At 68.1% G+C, this 20388-nt stretch carries 17 protein-coding genes; 9 read left to right on the forward strand and 8 right to left on the reverse strand.

The annotated features are described in order from the left end of the window. Positions 1–139: 139 nt before the first annotated feature. Positions 140–1369 carry a phosphoglycerate dehydrogenase gene (serA, locus tag QE399_RS01105; protein ID WP_309825501.1) on the reverse strand — a complete coding sequence of 410 codons (1230 nt, stop codon included), beginning with the start codon at positions 1367–1369 and terminating at the stop codon, positions 140–142. A gap of 309 nt (positions 1370–1678) precedes the next feature. Between serA and ugpB the strand changes: the two genes are divergently transcribed. The 7 genes from ugpB (at position 1679) to QE399_RS01140 (ending at position 10238) form a co-directional block, all read left to right on the forward strand. Further along, on the forward strand, positions 1679–2989 hold the full coding sequence (gene ugpB / locus QE399_RS01110) for a sn-glycerol-3-phosphate ABC transporter substrate-binding protein UgpB (protein WP_309825503.1): 1311 nt from the start codon (positions 1679–1681) through the stop codon (positions 2987–2989). A gap of 137 nt (positions 2990–3126) precedes the next feature. Next, on the forward strand, positions 3127–4008 hold the full coding sequence (gene ugpA, locus QE399_RS01115; protein WP_309825505.1) for a sn-glycerol-3-phosphate ABC transporter permease UgpA: 882 nt from the start codon (positions 3127–3129) through the stop codon (positions 4006–4008). A gap of 171 nt (positions 4009–4179) precedes the next feature. After that, the gene (gene ugpE / locus QE399_RS01120; protein ID WP_309825507.1) at positions 4180–5031 is read left to right on the forward strand and encodes a sn-glycerol-3-phosphate ABC transporter permease UgpE; all 852 of its coding nucleotides are present in this window, start codon (positions 4180–4182) and stop codon (positions 5029–5031) included. Positions 5032–5094: 63 nt separating this feature from the next. Next, positions 5095–6099 (forward strand): sn-glycerol-3-phosphate import ATP-binding protein UgpC, encoded by a 1005-nt coding sequence (locus QE399_RS01125; RefSeq protein WP_309825508.1) that lies wholly within the window; start codon positions 5095–5097, stop codon positions 6097–6099. 15 nt (positions 6100–6114) lie between these two features. After that, on the forward strand, positions 6115–6543 hold the full coding sequence (locus tag QE399_RS01130) for a bleomycin resistance protein (RefSeq protein ID WP_405042994.1): 429 nt from the start codon (positions 6115–6117) through the stop codon (positions 6541–6543). Positions 6544–6716: 173 nt separating this feature from the next. After that, positions 6717–7484: a glycerophosphodiester phosphodiesterase gene (gene ugpQ / locus QE399_RS01135; RefSeq protein ID WP_309825511.1), complete on the forward strand. Its 768-nt coding sequence runs from the start codon at positions 6717–6719 to the stop codon at positions 7482–7484. Between the two features lie 222 nt (positions 7485–7706). Beyond that, entirely contained in the window at positions 7707–10238 is a 2532-nt protein-coding gene (locus QE399_RS01140) for a DUF3772 domain-containing protein (protein ID WP_309831880.1), read from the forward strand. Between the two features lie 108 nt (positions 10239–10346). Here QE399_RS01140 and QE399_RS01145 read toward each other — a convergent pair whose 3' ends face one another. From QE399_RS01145 to QE399_RS01170, 6 genes are all read right to left on the reverse strand, one after another. Continuing rightward, positions 10347–11315 (reverse strand): Bug family tripartite tricarboxylate transporter substrate binding protein, encoded by a 969-nt coding sequence (locus QE399_RS01145; protein ID WP_309825513.1) that lies wholly within the window; start codon positions 11313–11315, stop codon positions 10347–10349. Between the two features lie 170 nt (positions 11316–11485). After that, complete coding sequence (locus QE399_RS01150; protein WP_309825515.1) at positions 11486–13141, reverse strand: AMP-binding protein; 1656 nt, start codon at positions 13139–13141, stop codon at positions 11486–11488. A gap of 11 nt (positions 13142–13152) precedes the next feature. Next, entirely contained in the window at positions 13153–13872 is a 720-nt protein-coding gene (locus tag QE399_RS01155) for a nitroreductase (RefSeq protein ID WP_309831883.1), read from the reverse strand. 152 nt (positions 13873–14024) lie between these two features. Continuing rightward, on the reverse strand, positions 14025–15365 hold the full coding sequence (locus tag QE399_RS01160) for an MFS transporter (RefSeq protein WP_309825516.1): 1341 nt from the start codon (positions 15363–15365) through the stop codon (positions 14025–14027). A 145-nt stretch (positions 15366–15510) separates the two neighbouring features. Further along, a complete protein-coding gene (locus QE399_RS01165; RefSeq protein ID WP_309825519.1) occupies positions 15511–16527 on the reverse strand; it encodes an AraC family transcriptional regulator in 1017 nt (338 codons plus the stop codon). Between the two features lie 81 nt (positions 16528–16608). Beyond that, positions 16609–17499, reverse strand: coding sequence for a LysR family transcriptional regulator (locus tag QE399_RS01170; RefSeq protein WP_309825520.1), 891 nt, complete (start codon positions 17497–17499; stop codon positions 16609–16611). A gap of 202 nt (positions 17500–17701) precedes the next feature. Between QE399_RS01170 and QE399_RS01175 the strand changes: the two genes are divergently transcribed. After that, positions 17702–18691 carry an NAD(P)H-quinone oxidoreductase gene (locus QE399_RS01175; protein ID WP_309831884.1) on the forward strand — a complete coding sequence of 330 codons (990 nt, stop codon included), beginning with the start codon at positions 17702–17704 and terminating at the stop codon, positions 18689–18691. Between the two features lie 19 nt (positions 18692–18710). Here the strand turns inward: QE399_RS01175 and QE399_RS01180 are convergent, their stop codons facing one another. Beyond that, entirely contained in the window at positions 18711–18986 is a 276-nt protein-coding gene (locus tag QE399_RS01180; RefSeq protein WP_309831886.1) for a hypothetical protein, read from the reverse strand. 72 nt (positions 18987–19058) lie between these two features. On the opposite strand from QE399_RS01180, the gene hemA reads away from it, so the two are divergent. Further along, on the forward strand, positions 19059–20369 hold the full coding sequence (gene hemA, locus QE399_RS01185) for a glutamyl-tRNA reductase (protein ID WP_309825521.1): 1311 nt from the start codon (positions 19059–19061) through the stop codon (positions 20367–20369). Positions 20370–20388: the final 19 nt, after the last annotated feature.

Consider the following 20388-nt stretch of genomic DNA (forward strand, 5'->3'; position numbering starts at 1 on the left):
GATAGCGCGCTGCGCTGGATTACGCTGCGGTTTCATGCCCTTCCCCTTCAACCCCCTTGAGGGGCAAGCGCATGCAGCTATCTTTTTCGAAGCAACCTCGCACTTACCCCTCTCCGGTAGCGCCCGGAGCCGGCCACCGTCAGAACAGCACGCGGCTGCGGATGGTGCCCGGTACCTGTGCCAATTTGTCCAGGGCCAAGTCGGACGATTCGGCGTCCAGGTCGATCACCACGTAGCCGACCTTCTCGTTCGTCTGCAGGTACTGCGCGGCGATGTTGATGTGGTTGTCGGCAAACACCTGGTTGATGGCCGACAGCACGCCCGGCACGTTGCGGTGGATGTGCAGGATGCGGTGCTTGCCCGCATGCGCCGGCAGCGCCACCTCGGGGAAATTGACGGACGTGATGCTGGTGCCGTTGTCGCTGTACTTCACCAGCTTCTCGGCCACTTCCAGGCCGATGTTGGCCTGCGCCTCCATGGTGGAGCCGCCGATGTGCGGGGTGAGGATCACGTTGTCCAGCCCACGCAGGGGCGAGATGAACTCGTCCTTGTTGCTGCGCGGCTCGACGGGGAACACGTCGATGGCGGCGCCCAGCAGCTTCTTGGCCTTGAGCGCCTCGGCCAGCGGCTCGATCTCCACCACCGTACCGCGCGAGGCGTTGAGCAGGATGGCGCCGGGCTTCATCGCCGCGATCTCTGCCGCGCCGATCATCCATTGCGTGGACGGCAGCTCGGGCACGTGCAGGCTCACGATGTCGCTCTGCGCCAGCAAGGCCTGCAGCGACGGGGCCTGGCGGGCATTGCCAAGCGGCAGCTTGTTCACCACGTCGTGGAAGAGCACCTGCATGCCCAGCGCTTCGGCCAGCACCGACAGCTGCGTGCCGATGGAGCCGTAGCCGACGATGCCCAGCGTCTTGCCGCGGATCTCGTAGGCGTTGTCGGCGCTCTTGAGCCAGCCGCCGCGGTGGGCCACCGCGGACTTCTCGGGCACGCCGCGCAGCAGCAGAATGGCCTCGGCCAGCACCAGCTCGGCCACCGAGCGGGTATTGGAATAGGGCGCATTGAAGACCGCGATGCCGCGCTCGCGCGCCGCATCCAGGTCGATCTGGTTGGTGCCGATGCAGAAGGCGCCCACGGCGACGAGCTTGTGGGCCTCGGCGAACACCTCGGCCGTCAGCTGCGTGCGCGAGCGGATGCCGATGAAATGCACGTCGGCGATCTTGCGCTTGAGTTCTTCGTCCGGCAGCGCCCCGGCGAGCGCTTCGATCTGCGTGTAGCCGGCGCGGCGCAGCACCTCCACGGCGGACGGGTGGATGCCCTCCAGCAACAGGAACTTGATCTTGCTTTTGTCCAGAGAGGTGGTGGCCATGGGAATGAAGAGAGGTCAGGAAAAGAAGCCCGGCGCGCCGCTCGCGACAGGACCGCCGAGCATTGTGCAATGCACAAAACCTTGTTGTCATCGCTGCAATTCACCGGAAAAAGCAAAGGGTTGCGTCCCGACAGTGACTCAATTTGTCACAATGCCGTCACACGGCTGCCACAATTCCCGACTGACATGCCGACGGGGTTTCCCCGGTTGCTGCCGCGCAGACCCTGTGCGACAACGACATATTCTTGTCACGAAATGCGTCCTAACATGGGCGCTTCGTGCATTTCGTCATCCATGGAGAAACATTTCATGCAAGTTAAGCATCTGGCGCTCTCTGCTGCCATTGCGCTGTCCGTGTGCGCTCCCGCACAGGCCCAGCCCGTCGAGATTCAATGGTGGCATTCGATGAGCGCGGCGCTGGGCGACTGGGTCAACGACCTGGCCAAGCAGTACAACGCCAGCCAGACGAACTACAAGGTGGTTCCGACCTACAAGGGCACCTACGACGAATCCATGACCGGCGCCATCGCGGCCTTCCGTGCCGGCAATGCGCCCCACATCCTGCAGGTCTTCGAAGTGGGCACGGCCACCATGATGGCCAGCAAGGGCGCCATCGTTCCCGCCGCCAAGGTGCTGAACGACGCGGGCTTCAAGTTCGATCCGACGCAGTACGTCTCCGCCGTGGCCGGCTACTACACCGCGCCCAATGGTCAGATGCTGAGCTACCCGCTGAACAGCTCCACGACCATCTTCTACTACAACAAGGACGCCTTCAAGAAGGCCGGCCTGGACCCTGAAAAGGCCCCCAAGACCTGGCCCGAAGTGTTCGCTGCCGCCACCAAGCTGAAGGCCAGCGGCCACAGCTGCCCGTTCACCACCAGCTGGATCAGCTGGACGCAGCTGGAGAGCTTCTCGCTGTGGCACAACACGCTGTTCGCCTCCAAGAACAACGGCTTCGACGGCACCGATGCCAAGCTGGAAATCAACACCCCGCTGCACGTTCGCCACTTCGAGAACCTGGCCAAGGCCTCCAAGGACGGCAGCTTCGTCTACAAGGGCCGCGGCAACGCGCCTGACGCCTCGTTCCCCTCGGGCGAATGCGCCATGATCACCGGCTCCTCCGGCCTGTACGCCCGCGTCGCCAAGGAAGCCAAGTTCGCCTACGGCATCTCCGCCCTGCCCTACTACGACGACGTGAAGGGCGCGCCCCAGAACACCGCCATCGGCGGTGCCAGCCTGTGGGTGATGTCGGGCAAGAAGGCCGAGGAATACAAAGGCGTGGCCGACTTCCTCAACTTCCTGAACGACACCAAGGTGCAGGCCGCCAGCCACCAGCGCACGGGCTACCTGCCGGTGACCACCGCTGCCTACAAGCTGACGGAAGCGTCGGGCTTCTACACCAAGAACCCCGGCACCGACGTGGCCGTGACGCAGATGATCCGCAAGGCGACCGACAAGTCGCGCGGCATCCGCCTGGGCAACTTCGTGCAGATCCGCACCATCATCGACGAGGAAACGGAACAGATCTGGGCCGGCAAGAAGTCGCCCAAGGAAGCTCTGGACACCGCCGTGACCCGCGGCAACGAGCAACTGGCCCGTTTCGCACGCGCCAACAAGTAAGTCAGTTCACAGTAAGCTCCGGCACCCTTCTGCCGATGCCAGCCGGCCCCGCATGGGGCCGGTTGCATTGAGGCCCGCCGCTCTCCGCGAACCCTTCGGTTCGCCGGGCGGCGGGTCGTCTTTTTGAGAGTCTTGATATGGAAAAACGCGTCCTCTTTCGCTCCGCGTGGCTGCCCTGGGTGCTGTTGGCCCCCCAGTTGGTGGTCATCAGCATCTTCTTCTTCTGGCCTGCCGGCCAGGCCCTGGTCCAGTCTTTCCAGATGCAGGACAGCTTCGGTTTTTCCAAGGAATGGGTCGGCCTGGACAACTTCCGCTCGCTGTTCGAAGACCCGGCCTACCTGGCTTCGTTCAAGACCACGGCCTTCTTCTCGATCCTGGTGGCGGTGAGCGGCATCTGCCTGTCGCTGATCCTGGCCATCTTCGCGGACCGCATCATCAAGGGCGCCATGGTCTACAAGACGGCCCTGCTGCTGCCGTACGCCGTCGCGCCCGCCGTGGCCGGCGTGCTGTGGATGTTCATGTTCTCGCCCTCGCTGGGCGTGGTGGCGTACATGCTGCGCCAGTCCGGCTTCGACTGGAACCACATGCTCAACTCCGACCACGCCATGGCGCTGATCGTGATCGCCGCGGTGTGGAAGCAGATCTCCTACAACTTCCTGTTCTTCCTCGCGGGCCTGCAGTCCATCCCCAAGTCGCTGATCGAGGCCGCCGCCATCGACGGCGCCGGCCCGGCCCGCCGCTTCTGGAGCATCCAGTTCCCGCTGCTGTCGCCCACCACCTTCTTCCTGCTGGTGATCAACGTGGTGTATGCGTTCTTCGACACCTTCGCCATCGTGGACGCCACCACGCAAGGCGGCCCGGGGCGCGACACGGCCATCCTGGTCTACAAGGTCTACCACGACGGCTTCAAGGCCATGGACATGGGCGGCTCGGCGGCGCAATCGGTGGTGCTGATGGCCATCGTCGTCGTTCTGACAGTCATCCAGTTCCGCTACGTCGAGAAGAAAGTGCAGTACTGATGAAACGACACCCCCCTGAGGCGCTACGCGCCTTCCCCCCGCTCTCGCCGTGCTGCGCACGGCGGGCAGGGGGACGCAGCCCTCGCTGCGGCGCGGCCCTTGCTCGGCTGCCTTGGTCTGGGCCGTGCGCAATTCACGCGCCCTCGGCAATGCACACATCGGAAAACTCAAATGGTTGAACGCAGTCCTTATCTCAAATTGTTCTCGCACCTGATCATGGTGCTGGGCGTGATCATCGTCGGCTTCCCGCTGTACCTGGCGTTCGTGGCCTCCACGCACACCGCGCAGGACATCGTGCAGGTGCCCATGCCCCTGCTGCCGGGCAGCAACTTCTGGCAGACCTACCGCGACACGCTGTTCGGCGGCGGCTCGGGTCCCGGCTCCAGCGCGCCCGTCGCCCACATGATGTGGGTGAGCTTCGTGACGGCCATGGTCATCACGCTGGGCAAGATCGCCATCTCGCTGCTGTCGGCCTTCGCCATCGTGTACTTCCGCTTCCCCTTCAAGGGCATCTGCTTCTGGCTGATCTTCATCACGCTGATGCTGCCGGTGGAAGTGCGCATCGGCCCCACCTACCAGGTGGTGTCCGACCTCGGCATGCTCAACAGCTACGCCGGCCTGACGATTCCGCTGATCGCCTCGGCCACGGCCACCTTCCTGTTCCGCCAGTTCTTCCTGACGGTGCCGGACGAACTGGTCGAGGCCGCCCGCGTGGACGGCGCCGGCCCGATGCGCTTCTTCAAGGACATCCTGGTGCCGCTGTCGCGCACGTCGATCGCCGCGCTGTTCGTGATCCAGTTCATCTACGGCTGGAACCAGTACCTGTGGCCGCTGCTGGTGACCACATCGGAGGACATGTACCCCGTGGTGATCGGCATCAAACGCATGATCGCCGGCGGCGATGCCGGTAACGAGTGGAACATCGTGATGGCCACCGCCCTGCTGGCCATGCTGCCGCCCGCCCTGGTGGTGGTGCTGATGCAGCGCTGGTTCGTCAAGGGCCTGGTCGACACCGAAAAGTAAGCATCAAATTCGCCTCTAACGCTTATCCTTCAAGCGCAAGCAGCTACAAATTCAATAGCAATCATGGCATCTCTTTCCCTTCGCAACATCATCAAGCGCTACGGCCACGGCCCCAAGGCCAACCAGGTCATCCATGGCGTGAACGCCGAGATCCACGACGGTGAGTTCGTCGTCATCGTCGGCCCCTCGGGCTGCGGCAAATCGACGCTGCTGCGCATGGTCGCCGGCCTGGAGGAAATCTCCGGCGGCGAGCTGCGCATCGGCGACCGCGTGGTCAACGACCTGGAACCCGCCCAGCGCGACATCGCCATGGTGTTCCAGAACTACGCGCTGTATCCGCACATGTCCAACTACGAGAACATGGCCTACGGCCTGAAGATCGCCAAGGTGCCCAAGGACGAGATCCAGCGCCGCGTGGACAAGGCCGCCAAGATCCTGGAACTGAGCCATCTGCTGGAGCGCAAGCCGCGCGAACTCTCCGGCGGCCAGCGCCAGCGCGTGGCCATGGGCCGCGCCATCGTGCGCCAGCCCCAGGTGTTCCTGTTCGACGAGCCGCTGTCCAACCTGGACGCCAAGCTGCGCGCCCAGACCCGCCTGGAAATCCAGAAGCTGCACCGCGAACTGGGCATCACCAGCCTGTTCGTGACGCACGACCAGGTCGAGGCCATGACGCTGGCCCAGCGCATGATCGTCATGAACGGCGGCGTGATGGAGCAGTTCGGCACGCCCGAGGAGGTCTACCACACCCCCGCCTCCACCTTCGTGGCCAGCTTCATCGGCTCGCCCCCGATGAACCTGCTGAAGAACGCACCCGGCAGCAAGGAAGGCACCATCATGGGCATCCGTCCCGAGCACCTGGACATCACCAGCACCGGCTGGGAAGTGCGCGTGGAAACGGTGGAACTGCTGGGCGCCGAACGCCTGGTCTACGGCCGCGTGGGCGGCGAGCAGATCATCGTGCGCATCGAGGAAGGCCCGCAGCACCCGGTGACGGACGACATCATCCACGTGACGCCGCGCGAGTCGCGACTGCACTGGTTCGACGCCTCCACCGGCAAGCGCCTGTAAACCCGGACCGCCGGGATGGCCGCCGACGCGACCTTGCACCCGCCGGCGGCCTATCCGGCTGCGGTAAGCCCGCAGCCGCCGGTGCAGCAGCCGCTGCCGCTGCTGCGCGCCACCATCCCGGTACTGGCTTCGCTGGACCTGCAGGCGAGCGAAGCCTTCTATTCCGAACGCCTGGGCTTCCAGGTGCTGGCCCGCCATGCGGACTACCTGATCGTGGCGCGCGACGGCTGCGAGCTGCACTTCTGGCTCTGCACCGAGCGCCACATCGCCGAGAACACCTCCTGCTACGTGCGCGGCGACACCCGCGCCCTGCATGCCGACTTCACAGCCCGCGGCCTGGCGCTGCCGCCGCCCGTGGAGCGTCCCTGGAGCATGCGCGAGCTGTACGTGACCGACCCGCACGGCAACCTGCTGAAGTTCGGCGAGTCCACATCTCCCCCCTGAGTCGCCCGAGGCGCCTTCCCCCCGCAACAGGACGACACCAATGGCCGGGCAGATCCGGTTCCAGGGCGTCTGCCCGCATGGCCTGGGCCTGCCCCGCGGCCTTCGGACGAGACAGGCCCTGCCGGGTTCATACTTCGCGCACTCCGCCTCCTCTTCCTCTGCCCCCCATCGCCATGACCTCTTCCGTTGCGCTCTCCATCCCTTGGCCCTATCCCCGCTGGATCGCCCACCGCGGCGCCGGCAAGCTCGCACCCGAGAACACGCTCGCCGCGTTCCGCCTGGGCGCCGCGCACGGCTATCGCATGTTCGAGTGCGACGCCAAGCTCAGCGCCGACGGCGTGCCCTTCCTCATGCACGACGCCACGCTGGAGCGCACCACCAGTGGCCGCGGCACCGGCGGCGACCTGCCCTGGAGCGACCTGGCCCAGCTCGACGCCGGTGCCTGGCATTCGCGCGCCCACGCCGGCGAGCCCCTGCCCACACTGGAGAACGCCGCGCGCTACTGCCTCGCCAATGGCTACCTGCTGAACATCGAGATCAAGCCCACCCCGGGCGTGGAAGAGGCCACGGGCCGTGCGGTGGCTGCGCTCGCCGCGCGCCTGTGGCATGGCCAGGCCGTGCCGCCCTTGCTCACCTCCTTCAAGCCTGCGGCGCTGGCCGGCGCACGGGATGCGGCTCCCGGTCTGCCGCGCGGCCTGCTGCTGGACACGCTGACCGACGGCTGGCTCGACACGGCGCAGCAGCTCGGCTGCGTGGCGGTGGTGTGCAACCATGGCCTGTGGAACGCAGACACCGTGGCCGCTGTCCACGGCGCCGGCCTGCGCACGCTGAGCTACACCGTCAACGACGAATGGGCCGCGCAGCGGCTGATCGACCTGGGCACGGACGGCATCATCACCGACCGCGTGGACCTGTTCAGCCCGGCCTGCGCCGCAGCCTGAGCGCGCCAACCCAATCGCAGAAAGTGTCGGACGTCTGCCTGAGACCCTCACTTACATCCGCCACATGACAAGCCGCCGCGCCGAAGCACAATGGCGCGCATGAAAAAAACGCCCCGTTCGCGCCGTGCGTGGCACCTGCCGCACGGCGCTTTCCGCCTGCACCCCGCATTCAGCCCCGTCTCCCTCCCGGCCCGTCTGCTTCCGGCGGATGCCCGCGGCTGGATGCTTTCCCTCCTGCTCTGGACCGCGCTGGCCTGTGGGCTGGCGGTGGGCACCGCCACGCCAGCCGCCGCCCAGGACCGCGCCGCCGTTCCGCCCGCCGCGGCGGCGAGCAAGCCGGTCGATGCCGAGCCCCAGCTGCCCAGCGTGGACGACCTGCGCAAGCAGCTCGACGCGCTGCCCCAGAAGCTGTCGGAAGAGGATGACGGCCGCAAACGGCTCAACGAGGTCTACGCCATCGGATCGGCGGCCGAGCAGATCGCCGCCCGGCGCACGGAAGAGCTGGCGGACCTGGACTCCCGGCTGGCCGGCCTGGGCCCGGCGCCCGAGAAAGGCGCCGCCCCCGACGCGCCGGACGTGGCCGAGCAGCGCAAGGCCCTCACCAAGCAGCGCGGCGTAGTGGATGCCGAGCTCAAGCTCGCCCGCCTGATCGCCGTGGACGCCGAGCAGCGCGGCGCCGACCTGATCCGCCAGCGGCGCGAGCAGTTCCAGGCCGCCCTCACCGCACGCATCGATTCGCCCCTGGGCAGCACCTTCTGGCGCAACCTGCGCAACGCCGTGCCGGGCGATCTGGCCCGGCTGCAGGCGCTGGGCAGCGAACTGCGCCAGGCCGTGGACCGCGCCATGGTGCCCGAGCACCGCACCGGCTTCATCGCCAGCCTGGTCGGCGCCCTGCTCCTGTCCGTGGCCGGCACCTGGCTGGCAGAGCGGCTGCTGGTGCGGCTGGCGCCGGCACGGCTCCCCGCCGGGCGGCTGCGCCGGTCGCTGCTGGCGTCGGTGTCGGTGGTGGCGTATGTGCTGCTGATCGGCCTGGCCGCGCAGCTCGCCTGGAGCGGGCTGGAGCTGGGCGGCGAGTTCAGCGAGATGCTGCAGGCCCTGTCCAAGGCCTCGGTGGGCCTGGCCGTGTTCGCGGCGTTCGTGATCGGGCTGGGCCATGCGCTGCTGGCACGCAAGCGCAGCTCCTGGCGGCTGCCGGCCATCCCGGACGATCTGGCCACCCGCCTGAGCCCCTACCCCTGGTGGCTGGCCATCGTGGCGGCGGTTGGCGGACTGATCACCGAGATCAACACCATCATCGGCTCCAGCCTTGCGGCCGAAGTCACCGCCCATGCGTTCGTCGCGCTGCTGGTCTCCGCCCTCGCCACCTGCACGCTGCGGCACCTGCGCACCGCCGTCCCGGCCGCTGCGGCTGCGGCTGCGGCTGCCGCGCAGGACGGCGAAGCCGCAGCGCCGGCGGCCCCGCCTCCTGCCCGCCCGGTGTGGGTCGGGCTGCTGATCGCCTGCGCTGGTGTGGCCACCACGGCCACGGTGCTGCTGGTCGCCTTCGGCTACGTGGCGCTGGCCGGCACGCTGGCCCGGCAGATGGTGTGGAGCGCCGTGGTGTTCGCCACCACCTATCTCCTGATCCAGCTGGCGGACGACCTGTGCGAAGCCCTGCTCTCGTCCAAGGGCGGCTTCGGCGAGCGGCTGCACAAGGGCCTGGGGCTGGACGCCAAGCTGCTGGACCAGGCCTCGGTGCTGGTCTCGGGCGTGGTGCGCGTGGCGCTGTTCTTCTACATGGTGATCGCGCTGATGGCGCCGTTCGGCACGGGGCCGGACGAGGTCTTCCGCCGTGGCACCACCGTGGACCACAGCCTGAAGGTGGGCGACATCACCCTCGCCCCGCAGGCGCTGCTCACGGCCCTGGCGGTGATCATCGCCGGGCTGCTGATGATCCGCGTGGTCAAGCGCTGGCTGAGCGAGCGCTACTTTCCCAACACCTCGCTGGAGCCGGGCATGCGCAGCTCCATCACGACGCTGCTGGGCTACGTGGGCGGCATCGTGGTGGTGGCCATCGCGCTGGCGGGCCTGGGCATCAGCGTGGAGCGCATCGCGTGGGTGGCGAGCGCGCTGTCGGTGGGGATCGGCTTCGGGCTGCAGGCCATCGTGCAGAACTTCATCTCGGGCCTGATCCTGCTGGCCGAGCGCCCCGTGAAGGTGGGCGACTGGGTGGTGCTGGGCACCACCGAAGGCGACGTGCGCCGCGTGAACGTACGCGCCACCGAGATCCAGCTGGGCGACCGCTCCACGGTGATCGTGCCCAACTCCGAGTTCATCACCAAGACCGTGCGCAACATGACGCTGACCGGCGCCCCGGGCCGCGTGCTGCTGCGCCTGCCCGCGCCGCTGGACACGGACGCCAAGCGCATGCGCGCCCTGATCTTGGAGGCCTTCCAGGCGCACGAGAGCATCCTGGACAATCCCGAGCCCAGCGTCACGCTGGAGGACATCGTCAGCGGCACGCTCACCTTCCTGGCCATCGGCTACGTGAGCAACCCGCGCAACGCCGGCGGCGTGAAGAGCGACCTGCTGTTCACCATCCTGGAATCGCTGCGCGGCGCCGGCCTGGCCCTGTCGCCACCGGCATCGACCAGCGTGGCGCCCCATGCCCCCGCGCCCGCCGCAGCGGATGCGGCCCCTGCGCTGCCCACCGTCGCGGTGCCGCAGCCCCAGGGCCCTGCCGGGGCTGCGGGCGCAGCGCCGACCGCTACATAGTTGATAGCTGCTTGCGCTTACCAGATAAGCGCCAGCGGCCTAAAACGCCTGCAAAGCGGCGCCGCGCTCAGATGGCGTGAATGAATCCGGAGTGGCCGAGCGGACTTCTCAATCCAGCTTGGCGCCGGACTGCTTCACCGCCGTGGCCCAGCGCGGCATCTCGCTCGCCAGGAACTTCGCAAAATCCTCGGCGCCCAGGTAGGCCGGGTCGGCGCCCTGGCTCACCATGCGGTTCTTCACCTCGGCCGACTGCATCACCTGGCCGAAGGCGTCGCTGAGCTTGGCCACCACCTCCTTGGGCGTGCCGGCAGGCGCCAAAAAGCCGTAGAAACCCACCACCTCGAAGTTCTTGATGCCGCTCTCGATCACCGTGGGCACCTCGGGCAGCGCCGGGTTGCGCTCGCGGCTGGTGACGGCGAGCGCGCGCACCTTGCCTTGCTTGTGGTACGCGGCGGCCTGCGGAATGCTTTCGGCCATGAACTGCACCTGCCCGCCCATCAGGTCGGTGAAGGCCGGCGCACTGCCGCGGTAGGGGATGTGCACCATGAACAGCCCCGTGGCGGTCTTGAACATCTCCGGCACCAGGTGGCTGATGCCGCCATTGCCCGCCGAGCCGAAGTTGACCTGCCCCGGCCGCGCCTTGGCATAGGCGATGAACTCCTGCAGGTTCTGCGCCGGCAGCTTGGGGTTGACCAGCAGCGCCAGCGGCTGCATCGCCGTTCGCGCAATGGGCGTGAAGTCCTTGAGCGTGGCGTAGGGCAGCCGGCTGTACAGCGCCGGATTGATGACCATCACGCCCGTGTTGGCCAGCATCAGCGTGTGGCCGTCGGGCGGTGCCTTCATCACGTCCTGCGCGCCCACCGTGCCGCCCGCGCCGGCCTTGTAGTCCACCACCACCGGCTGGCCCAGCACCGCCTGGAGCTTGTCGGTCAGCAGCCGCGCATGCTGGTCCAGCGGCCCGCCGGCCGGAAAGCCGATGACCACGCGGATGGGTTTGGACGGAAAGCCCTGCTGGGCCAGAGCGGCCACGGAAGTCAGGGTCAAGGCGGCGGCGGCAAGCCAGGTGCGCAAGCGCATGGGAGGTCTCCGAATCGTTGTGATGGAGACGGCAGCTTAGGCGGGCGGAGCAGCGGATGCACGGGGCATTACCCGGGGCCCGGTGCGCTGAGCCAGGCAAGCGCCCCGCCGGGCGGCAGCCCGCGCGACGGCCGGGCTCCGCCGCGGAGCGGCGCCTTCGGCGGCCTCGGTCACCTGCCGTGCTCCGCCAGTTGCGTGATGGCCCGCTGGCTGCCGGCCTCCTGCCTCAGCAAGAACTTCTGGATCTTGCCGGTCGCCGTCTTCGGAAGCGCATGGAAGACCACGCGCTTCGGGCACTTGAAGTGCGCCAGCCGCTCGCGGCAGAACGCGATGAGCGCCTCCTGCGTCGGCGCGCTCACACCGGCCTTGAGTTCGACGTAGGCGCAGGGCACCTCCCCCCAGCGGGCGTCCGGCTGGGCGACCACGGCAGCATGCAGCACGGCGGGATGCGCATGCAGCACATCCTCGACCTCGACCGAGGAGATGTTCTCGCCGCCGGAAATGATGACGTCCTTGGACCGGTCCGTGATCTGGATGGCGCCGCCGTCATGGACCACCGCGACGTCGCCGGTCCGGAACCATCCGTCCGCCAGCGCCTTCCGTGTGGCCGCTTCGTTCTTGAAGTAGCCCATCATCACCGTGTTGCCCCGCAGCATCAGCTCGCCCGTGGTGCAACCGTCCTGCGGGACCGGGGCGAGCGTATCGGCATCGCCCACCATCAGGCCTTCGAACATGGCGGCACGCGCCCCCTGGCGGATGCGGCGCCTGCCCTGCTCGGCCGCGGGCAGATCGTCCCAGCCATCCTGCCAGACGCAGCTCACGGGCGTGCCCGAGACCTCGGTGATGCCAAACACATGCTCCACGTCGAATCCCATATCCAGCACCGACTGCAGGACGGCCAGGGGCGGGGGCGAGCCGGCCGTGAGCACCCGGACGGGGTGCGGCAGCTTCCGGTCCCTGGCAGCGTCGGCCAGCATGGCCATGACGATGGGCGCAGCGCACAGGTGGTCCACGCGCCGGTCCTCGATTTCCGTCCACACCGCGTCGGCGGACACGCGCCGCAGGCAGATGTGCGTGCCCGCGGCGGCGGTGATCGCCCAGGTGAAGCACCAGCCGTTGGCGTGGAACATGGGCAATGTCCACAGATAGCGCGGCGCCCTGGGCAGCGCCCAGTTGGTCACCTGCAGCTGGCTCATGAGGTAGGTGCCGCGGTGGCTGGCCACCACGCCTTTCGGGTCGCCCGTGGTCCCGGAGGTGTAGTTGAGGGCGATGGGCTGCCATTCATCCTGGGGCCAGAGGCCCGGGAACTGCGGGTCGCCGCCGGCAAGCAGGGCCTCGTAGTCGGTGTCGCCGAGGGCCGGCCCTTCGGGGGCCAGATGGTCGGCGATGTCGACCACGGCCGGCGGGTCCTCCAGCATCTTCAGGGCCTTCGTGGCCACGGGCACGAGTTCACGGTCGACCATGAGCAGCCGGCACTCCCCGTGGCGCAGGATGAATGCGATGCCTTCTGCATCAAGCCGGTGGTTGATCGCATTCAGCACCGCCCCCGCCAACGGCACGCCGTAGTGCGCCTCCAGCAGCGCAGGCGTATTCGGAGCGAGCACGGAAACGGTGTCGCCCGGCTGTACGCCCCGCGCCACCAGGGCAGAGGCAAGCCGGTAGCAGCGCTCGCGCATCTGTTGCCAAGTGCGCTGGAGATCGCCATGGACCACGGCGGCACGGTGCGGATGCACCAGTGCGGCGCGGTCCAGGAAACCCAGCGGTGTCAGAGGCACATGGTTGGCCGCGCACCGGTCGAGGCCTTGCGAATAAGAAGCTGCGCTCATCGTTTTGTCTCCTACCGGTCGTGGAAGCTGGTGAATGCGGACACGGGCTCCCGCTCCGTGACGAGGGTGTTCTCGATGCACGACGGATCGGCATACCCCAGGCTCATGCCGCACACGAGCATCCGCCCGTCCGGTATGCCGAGCAGGGCAGCGATCTGCCGGTGGAATTTCAGGAACGCGGCCTGGGGGCAGGTGTGCAGTTGAAGGCTGCGGGCAGCCACCATCACGCTCTGCAGAAACATGCCGTAGTCCAGCAGGCTGCCCTCTTGCAGTTGCCGGTCCACCGTGAAGAACAGCCCGACCGGCGCGTCGAAGAAGCGGTAATTGCGCCCGTGCTGCCGGTGCATGCGCTGCTTGTCGCCCTTGGCAATCCCGAGCAGCCCGTACAGGTCCCAGCCGACCTTGCGGCGCCGCTCCAGGTAGGGCGACACCCATTCGCGGGGGTAGTAGTCGTACGGCTCGTCCAGCGCACCAGCCGATGGATCGTCATCCAGCCGGGCCAGGGCAGCGGAGAGACGCTCCTTCATGGCCCCCGTCACCACATGCACGCGCCAGGGCTGCATGTTCATGCCCGAGGCGCTGTGGCTCGCGGTCTGCAGGATCGATTCGATGTCCTCGCGGGCCACGGGGGTCGGAAGAAACGCCCGGACGCTGCGCCGCGACTTGATCGCCCAAGCCACGGCCTCCTTCAAGGTGTCGGGGTCGAGCCTGCTCGGGGCACTGCGGTCCATCAGCCATTCCTCGTTGTGTACATCCAAAGCACTCATCTCCATTCCTCGAAAGCGCCGTTCTCCCGTGGCGTGCCAGGCCCCCACGGCACCGCCACGGAGAGCGGCGGTCACCTCATTCACCCGCCGGGGCGCGCAGCCTTCCCCCGGGGCCATCAGCCGGCGAGCGCGCGCTCGGCCTTCACCCGCGACGAGTCGGCGCGCGACTGGTTCACCAGCATCACGGCGCAGGCCCCGACCACACCGGCCAGTGCGATCGCCATGAAGTTCTGTTCCATGGGCAGGTTCAGGGACACCAGCCAGCCGATCAGGACGGGCGCGACGATCGCACCGATGCGCCCCACGCCCGACGCGAAGCCGACGCCCGTGGAGCGGGTGGCTGGTGCGTAGAAATCGCCGGCATAGGCGTAGGCCAACAGCTGGGTCCCCAGGGTCGACGCGCCGACGATGAAGACGACGAAGAACAGCAGCTCGGTGGACTTGGTGAACGCGAGCGCAGTGAGCGATAACGCACCGATGACATAGAAGGAAACCAACACGTGCTTGATATTCAGCTTGTCGCTCAGCAGGCCGCCGCCGATGGCACCGAAGATGGCGCCCACGTTGAACACGATGACGAAGTTGAGTGCCGAACCCAAGCTGTAGCCCGCCATCGCCATCAGCTTGGTGAGCCAGGAATTCAGCGCATAGACCATGAACAGGCCCGTCATGAAGGCCATCCAGATCATGACGGTGCTGAAGCCGCGGCCTTCCTCGAAGAGGCTGCGCACCGGCGCGGCCCGGGCCTTGTCCGTCGGCGAGCCGACGAACACGGCCTGGGCGGGCAGCGCGCGCTGCGGTGCCATCTTCTGGGCGATGCGGCGCAGCTCCGCCTGGTTGCCCTGCTTGACCAGGGTGGACAAGGACTCCGGCATCGTCTTGAGGATGAACGGGATCAACAGCACCGGCAGGCCGGCGACGTAGAAGACCCATTGCCAGCCGTGGCTCTCGATCAGCTGCTTGGCCGTCAAGGCGACCAGGATGCCGCCGACCGAGTAGCCGGCGAAGACCATGGTGACCAGCCGCGTGCGGAGTGGGGCCGGCGCGAACTCGCCCATCTGCGCCGTCATGATGGGCAGCACCCCGCCGATCCCCAGCCCGGCGATGAACCGCGTCACGCTGAAGCTGACGGGATCGTTCGTCAGCCCCGCGGCAGCCGTGAACAGGCTGAACAGGGCCACGCACACCGCGGTCATGCGGGGACGGCCGATCCGGTCCGCCAGGGTTCCGAGAAAGATCGCGCCCAGCATGGTGCCGAAGAGCGCCGAGCCGGCCATGATGCCGGCGCTCGTCGCGTCCACGCCCATGTCCTTCATGATCGACGGCAGGGCCGCCCCGACCACGGCCAGGTCATAGCCGTCGATGACCAGAATCAGCACGCACCAGAAAAGCACGAGGCCGTGGAAGCGGTTGAATCGGGATTGCCCAGCCAGGGCGTGTACATCCACCTGTTGCATCTTTGTCTCCTGTCGTTGTGATGTGCCGCTCTGTGTGCGGCTCAGGCGGAGAGTAGGTTCTGAAGGGCCTCATCACCATGCCCAGCCACCCCGGATGCGCTGGGGCGTTTGGACACTGGCCGCAGTAGCGGCCGCGGCGCTCGGGCTATGGCGCGGGACCGCGCGACCGGTAGGCCCCGGGACTGACGCCGGTCCACTTCTTGAACGCCCGGTGGAAGGCGCTGGTTTCCTGGAAGCCGGTTCGGGCGGCGACCTCCGCGACGGTGAGGGCATCCCCGGACAGCAGATCGATGGCGATGTCCCGGCGCAGGTCATCCCGCAGCTTCTGGTAGCTCATGCCCTCCTGCTGCAGGCGGCGCTGGAGCGTGGTGCCGGACACGCACATGTCCTGGGCCAGCGCGTCGAGGTCGGGCCACCCCTCGGGGAACTCGGCGCGGAGCCTCTTGCGGATCTGCGCGCTCACGCTCGCATCGTTGCGGTACTTGACCAGCAGGTTCGCCGGTGCGGCGCGCAGAAAGCCATCCACCGTGTCCTGCGTCTCCACGATCTTCAGCGCCAGAAGCTCTGCCGAGAACGACAGGTAGGTGGACTCGCCGTTGAACACCACGTTGTCGCAGAAGCGCGTCCGGTAATGGCTGTCATCGGCCGGCGCAGGGCAGCGGAACTGCAGGGTGGTGACCGCGATCCTGCGGTGCACCAGCCAACAGGCCAGGCCATGGACCAGGATGAACCAGGTGCCGTAGCCAAACAGCCGGCGCATCACCCCGCCGTCATGCAGGACGATGCGGGCCTCGTCGCCTGACAGGACCAACTCACCCCGGAAGTCATCGAGGGTGGCGTGCAGGAACCGCAGGATGCGGCGAAGGGCGTGCTCCAGGTTGTCGCAGCCCACGGCGGCCCGGGTCATCAGGGCATAGCTTCCGCGGCGCAGCCCGTGGCTGTCGAGTCCGAAGAACTCATCGTCCATCAGGTCTGCCAGGCTGACCCACATGCGGGAGTAGGCGTCCGCGGAAATCCGCGCACGCGGCGATCCGAGCAGGGCCTTGTCCAGATGGGCATGGTCGAGCACCCGGGTGATTTCCAGGTTCCTGTGGATGGCGGAGCCCAGGGCCTCATGAACCAGCTCCATGGACACCGTGCCTTTGATTCCGGCGGACTTCATCGCATCGCTCCAGCGAGTCGGGGTGCCCGGATTCTGGCCGACCGCACCCAACCAATGGCGGCACCACCGGCCGCTGCTCCGCTACACAGCCTCAGGCTGCTCAAGGTGCCCACCCACCGCCGCCGACAGGAACTCCACCGCCGCCCGCACCCGCGCCGTGCGCTGCAGGTCCGGGTGCAGCACCAGCCAGACGTCGTAGTCATGCGCCCGGCGGCGGTCGGGCCACAGGCGGGTGAGGCCTTCGCGTTCGCCCATCCACAGCGGCATCTCGCCGATACCGAGGCCGGCCGCCACCGCCTTGCGCACCAGCAGGCTGGAGGGCAGCGCAGCGGCGATGCGGCCCTGGCGCGCAGGCACCCCGGCCAAGGTGAGGTGCGGCGCGTTCTCCAAGTAGGGGGCATAGGCGACGAGGTGGTGGCCGCGCAGTTCGTCCTCGGGCTGGGGCATGCCGAAGCGCTCCAGGTAGACGGCGCTGGCGAACAGGCCCACGGGCCAGGAGGCCACGCGCCGCACCACCAGATCGGGCGTGTCGGGCCGCACGTTGCGGAAGGCGATATCGGCCTGCCGGCGCGTGAGGCTGAGCAACTGCGTGGACACCTGCAGGTCCACGCGGATCTGCGGCCAGCGCTGCTGTAGCCGTCCGATGGCCGGCAGGAGCAGGTCCACGGCGATCGAGTCGGTGCTGGTCACGCGCACCAGGCCGCCGGGCTCCTCGTCCTGGCCCTCGACCTTGGTGCGCAGGTCCAGCGCCGCGCTCTCCATGCGGCGCGCGGCGGCCAGCGCGGCCTCGCCGGCGGCGGTGAGCAGGTAGCCGTCCCGCGCCCGCAGGAACAGGCGGGCACCCAGCTCGGCCTCCAGCGCGTTCAGCCGCCGCCCGGCAGTGGCCTGGTCGATGCCCAGGCTGCGTGCCGCAGCCCGCAATGAGGGGGCACGGGTGAGGGCGAGAAAGATGCGGGTGTCGTCCCAGTTCATGGCGGTGGCGCGGCGGGAGGCCGGTGGTCAGGGCAGCACGGCAGTGATGCATATTTGCATCACTGTAGAGCGAAATCGCTGCACCATGCATGCATCCGGCGCGCATAAGCTCCTGCCATGCGGCACGCCAAGCCTCCATGAAGGCAGGCGAGTTCCCTCCCACATCACCCTTCACGCTTCACCTTTCATGACCTCCACCCCCATGCAAGCCATCGCCTTCGACGACTTCGGCGGCCCCGACGTACTGCAGCTGCGCGACACCGCCATCCCCGAACTCCGCCCCCACGACCTGCTCGTGCGCAACGCCGCCATCGGCGTGAACCGTGCCGATCTGCTGCACCGCCAGGGCGCCTACGGCCGGGCATCGTTCGGCGATGCGGACACCATGGGCCTGGAGGTCGCCGGCACGGTGGAGGCCGTGGGCGCGCAGGTGCAGGGCTTCGCCGTGGGCGACCGGGTGATGGGCATCGTGGGCGGTGGCGCCTATGCCGAGCTGTCGCGCATCGACTACCGCATGGCCATGCCGGTGCCGGACGGCCTGGGCTTGGTGGAGGCCGGCGCCATCCCCGAAGTGTTCGTGACCGCGCACGAGGCGCTGTTCCACCTGGCGCGCCTGCAGGCCGGCGAATCGGTGCTGGTGCATGCCGCCGGTGGCGGCGTGGGCTCTGCGGCGGTGCAGCTGGCGCGCGCCGCGGGCGCACGGGTGTTCGCCACGGCCAGCGGTTCCAAACACGATGCGGTGAGGGATCTGGGCGCCGACGTGGTGGTGGACCACCGCAGCGAGGACTTCCAGGCCGTGGTGCACGAGGCCACAGGCGGCCGCGGCGTGGACGTGGTCATCGACTTCATCGGCGCGCCCTACCTGGAGCGCAACGTGCGCTCCCTGGCCGAGGGCGGGCGCATGGTCTGCGTGGGACTGCTCGGCGGCAAGCAGGGCACGCTGCCCATGGACGCGGTGCTGTACCGGCACCTGCAGATCTTCGGCACGGTGATGAAGTCGCGCCCGCCCGAGGTCAAGCAGGGCATGGTGCAGCGCTTTGCCGCGCGTTGGCTGCCGGCCCTGGCGGCGGGCTCGCTGCGCCCGGTGATCGACCGGACTTACCCGCTGGCCGATGCGGCCGAGGCGCACCGGCGCATGGAATCGGGCGCCAACGTGGGCAAGATCCTGCTGCTGCCGGCCGCGCGGGAATGACGGGTTGAGAACGGACCGGTCAGCGCCAGCCGCGCAAAAGCACCCACTGCGTAGTGGCGCAGCCCAGCACCAGGGCGGCGTAGGTGAGCATCTTGCCGTCGCGTCCCAGCCACACCAGGCCGGCAGCGATGATGGCGCCGCCTACTACGAAGTTGATAGCTATCTGCGCAAGCGTGCCGCGCGCTGCAGCCCTTTTTCGCATGAAGACCTTGCAGCCCAGCACGAGCAGCACCGCCACCGCCAGGGCGGGCAGAACCAGGTTGAACAGATGGATGGCGGCGGACAAAGGGCCCATGGACATGACGCAGATCAAGGCTTACGCGGGTTGCCCGGCCTTGGAATGCAACAAATTTTATAATGCGTGCCTATGGCAGTCTGGGCCCTCGGCATCAACCACACGACCGCGCCGCTCGATCTGCGCGGTCGTTTTGCGTTCGCGCTCGACCAGATCGCGCCCACGCTGCAGGGCCTGCGCCAGTCGCTGGGCGGCGCCATCCGCCATCCCAGCGTCGAGACGGCCATCATCTCCACCTGCAACCGCACCGAGATCTACTGTGCTGGCCATGAGACGGCGCTGGACCACACGCTGGACTGGCTGGCCCACAGCGGCGGGGTGAGCCCCTCCATGCTGCGCTCGCACTCCTACGCGCTCGAAGACGGCATGGCCGCGCGCCACGCCTTCCGCGTGGCCAGTGGGCTCGATTCCATGGTGCTGGGCGAGGCGCAGATCCTCGGGCAGATGAAGGACGCGGTGCGCGCCGCCGAATCCGCCGGCGCCCTGGGCACCACGCTCAACCAGCTGTTCCAGCGCAGCTTCGCCGTCGCCAAGGAGGTGCGCAGCAGCACCGAGATCGGCGCACACAGCATCAGCATGGCGGCCGCCGGCGTGCGACTGGCCGGCCAGCTCTTTGAAGACCTCTCCGACATCAAGGTGCTGTTCGTCGGCGCGGGCGAGATGATCGAGCTGTGCGCCACGCACTTCGCCGCCAAGAACCCGAAGGCCATCGCCATCGCCAACCGCACGCTGGAGCGCGGCGAGAAGCTGGCCACGCGCTTCGGCGGCGAGGTGATGCGCCTGTCCGACCTGCCCGACCGCCTGCACGAATTCGACGCCGTGGTGAGCTGCACCGCCAGCAGCCTGCCCATCATCGGCCTGGGCGCCGTGGAGCGCGCGCTGAAAAAACGCCGCCACCGCCCCATCTTCATGGTCGACCTGGCCGTGCCGCGCGACATCGAGCCCGAGGTCAAGGACCTGGGCGACGTGTACCTGTACACCGTGGACGACCTGGCCGGCGTGGTGCAGACCGCCCAGGCCAACCGCCAGGCCGCCGTGGCCCAGGCCGAGGCCATCATCGACGCCGGGGTGCAGAGCTTCATGCACTGGATGGACCTGCGCAGCCCGGTGGGCAGCAGCGTGGGCGGCGTCGTGCCGCTGATCCAGCAGCTCAACGCCCAGACCGACGAGTGGCGCGCGCTGGAGATCGCCCGCGCCAAGAAGCTGCTGGCCAAAGGCGAGGACGTGGACGCCGTGCTGGAAGCCCTCTCGCGCGGCTTGGCGCAGAAGATGCTGCACGGCACCCTGGCCGAGCTGCGCGCCGGCGACGCCGAGGCGCGCGCCCAGACGGCGCAGACCGTCTCGCGCCTGTTCCTGCGCTCGCAGGCCAAGAACGGCCTGTAGCGGCGCTCGCCGCCGCCCG

This window comes from Paracidovorax wautersii, assembly GCF_031453675.1.
Taxonomy (GTDB): Bacteria; Pseudomonadota; Gammaproteobacteria; order Burkholderiales; family Burkholderiaceae_C; genus Paracidovorax.

Coding starts and splice junctions, on each gene's coding strand:
- serA (WP_309825501.1), bottom strand. CDS start 1,369: ATGGCCACCACCTCTCTGGACAAAAGCAAGATCAAGTTCCTGTTGCTG.
- ugpB (WP_309825503.1), top strand. CDS start 1,679: ATGCAAGTTAAGCATCTGGCGCTCTCTGCTGCCATTGCGCTGTCCGTG.
- ugpA (WP_309825505.1), top strand. CDS start 3,127: ATGGAAAAACGCGTCCTCTTTCGCTCCGCGTGGCTGCCCTGGGTGCTG.
- ugpE (WP_309825507.1), top strand. CDS start 4,180: ATGGTTGAACGCAGTCCTTATCTCAAATTGTTCTCGCACCTGATCATG.
- QE399_RS01125 (WP_309825508.1), top strand. CDS start 5,095: ATGGCATCTCTTTCCCTTCGCAACATCATCAAGCGCTACGGCCACGGC.
- QE399_RS01130 (WP_405042994.1), top strand. CDS start 6,115: ATGGCCGCCGACGCGACCTTGCACCCGCCGGCGGCCTATCCGGCTGCG.
- ugpQ (WP_309825511.1), top strand. CDS start 6,717: ATGACCTCTTCCGTTGCGCTCTCCATCCCTTGGCCCTATCCCCGCTGG.
- QE399_RS01140 (WP_309831880.1), top strand. CDS start 7,707: ATGCTTTCCCTCCTGCTCTGGACCGCGCTGGCCTGTGGGCTGGCGGTG.
- QE399_RS01145 (WP_309825513.1), bottom strand. CDS start 11,315: ATGCGCTTGCGCACCTGGCTTGCCGCCGCCGCCTTGACCCTGACTTCC.
- QE399_RS01150 (WP_309825515.1), bottom strand. CDS start 13,141: ATGAGCGCAGCTTCTTATTCGCAAGGCCTCGACCGGTGCGCGGCCAAC.
- QE399_RS01155 (WP_309831883.1), bottom strand. CDS start 13,872: ATGGACCGCAGTGCCCCGAGCAGGCTCGACCCCGACACCTTGAAGGAG.
- QE399_RS01160 (WP_309825516.1), bottom strand. CDS start 15,365: ATGCAACAGGTGGATGTACACGCCCTGGCTGGGCAATCCCGATTCAAC.
- QE399_RS01165 (WP_309825519.1), bottom strand. CDS start 16,527: ATGAAGTCCGCCGGAATCAAAGGCACGGTGTCCATGGAGCTGGTTCAT.
- QE399_RS01170 (WP_309825520.1), bottom strand. CDS start 17,499: ATGAACTGGGACGACACCCGCATCTTTCTCGCCCTCACCCGTGCCCCC.
- QE399_RS01175 (WP_309831884.1), top strand. CDS start 17,702: ATGCAAGCCATCGCCTTCGACGACTTCGGCGGCCCCGACGTACTGCAG.
- QE399_RS01180 (WP_309831886.1), bottom strand. CDS start 18,986: ATGGGCCCTTTGTCCGCCGCCATCCATCTGTTCAACCTGGTTCTGCCC.
- hemA (WP_309825521.1), top strand. CDS start 19,059: ATGGCAGTCTGGGCCCTCGGCATCAACCACACGACCGCGCCGCTCGAT.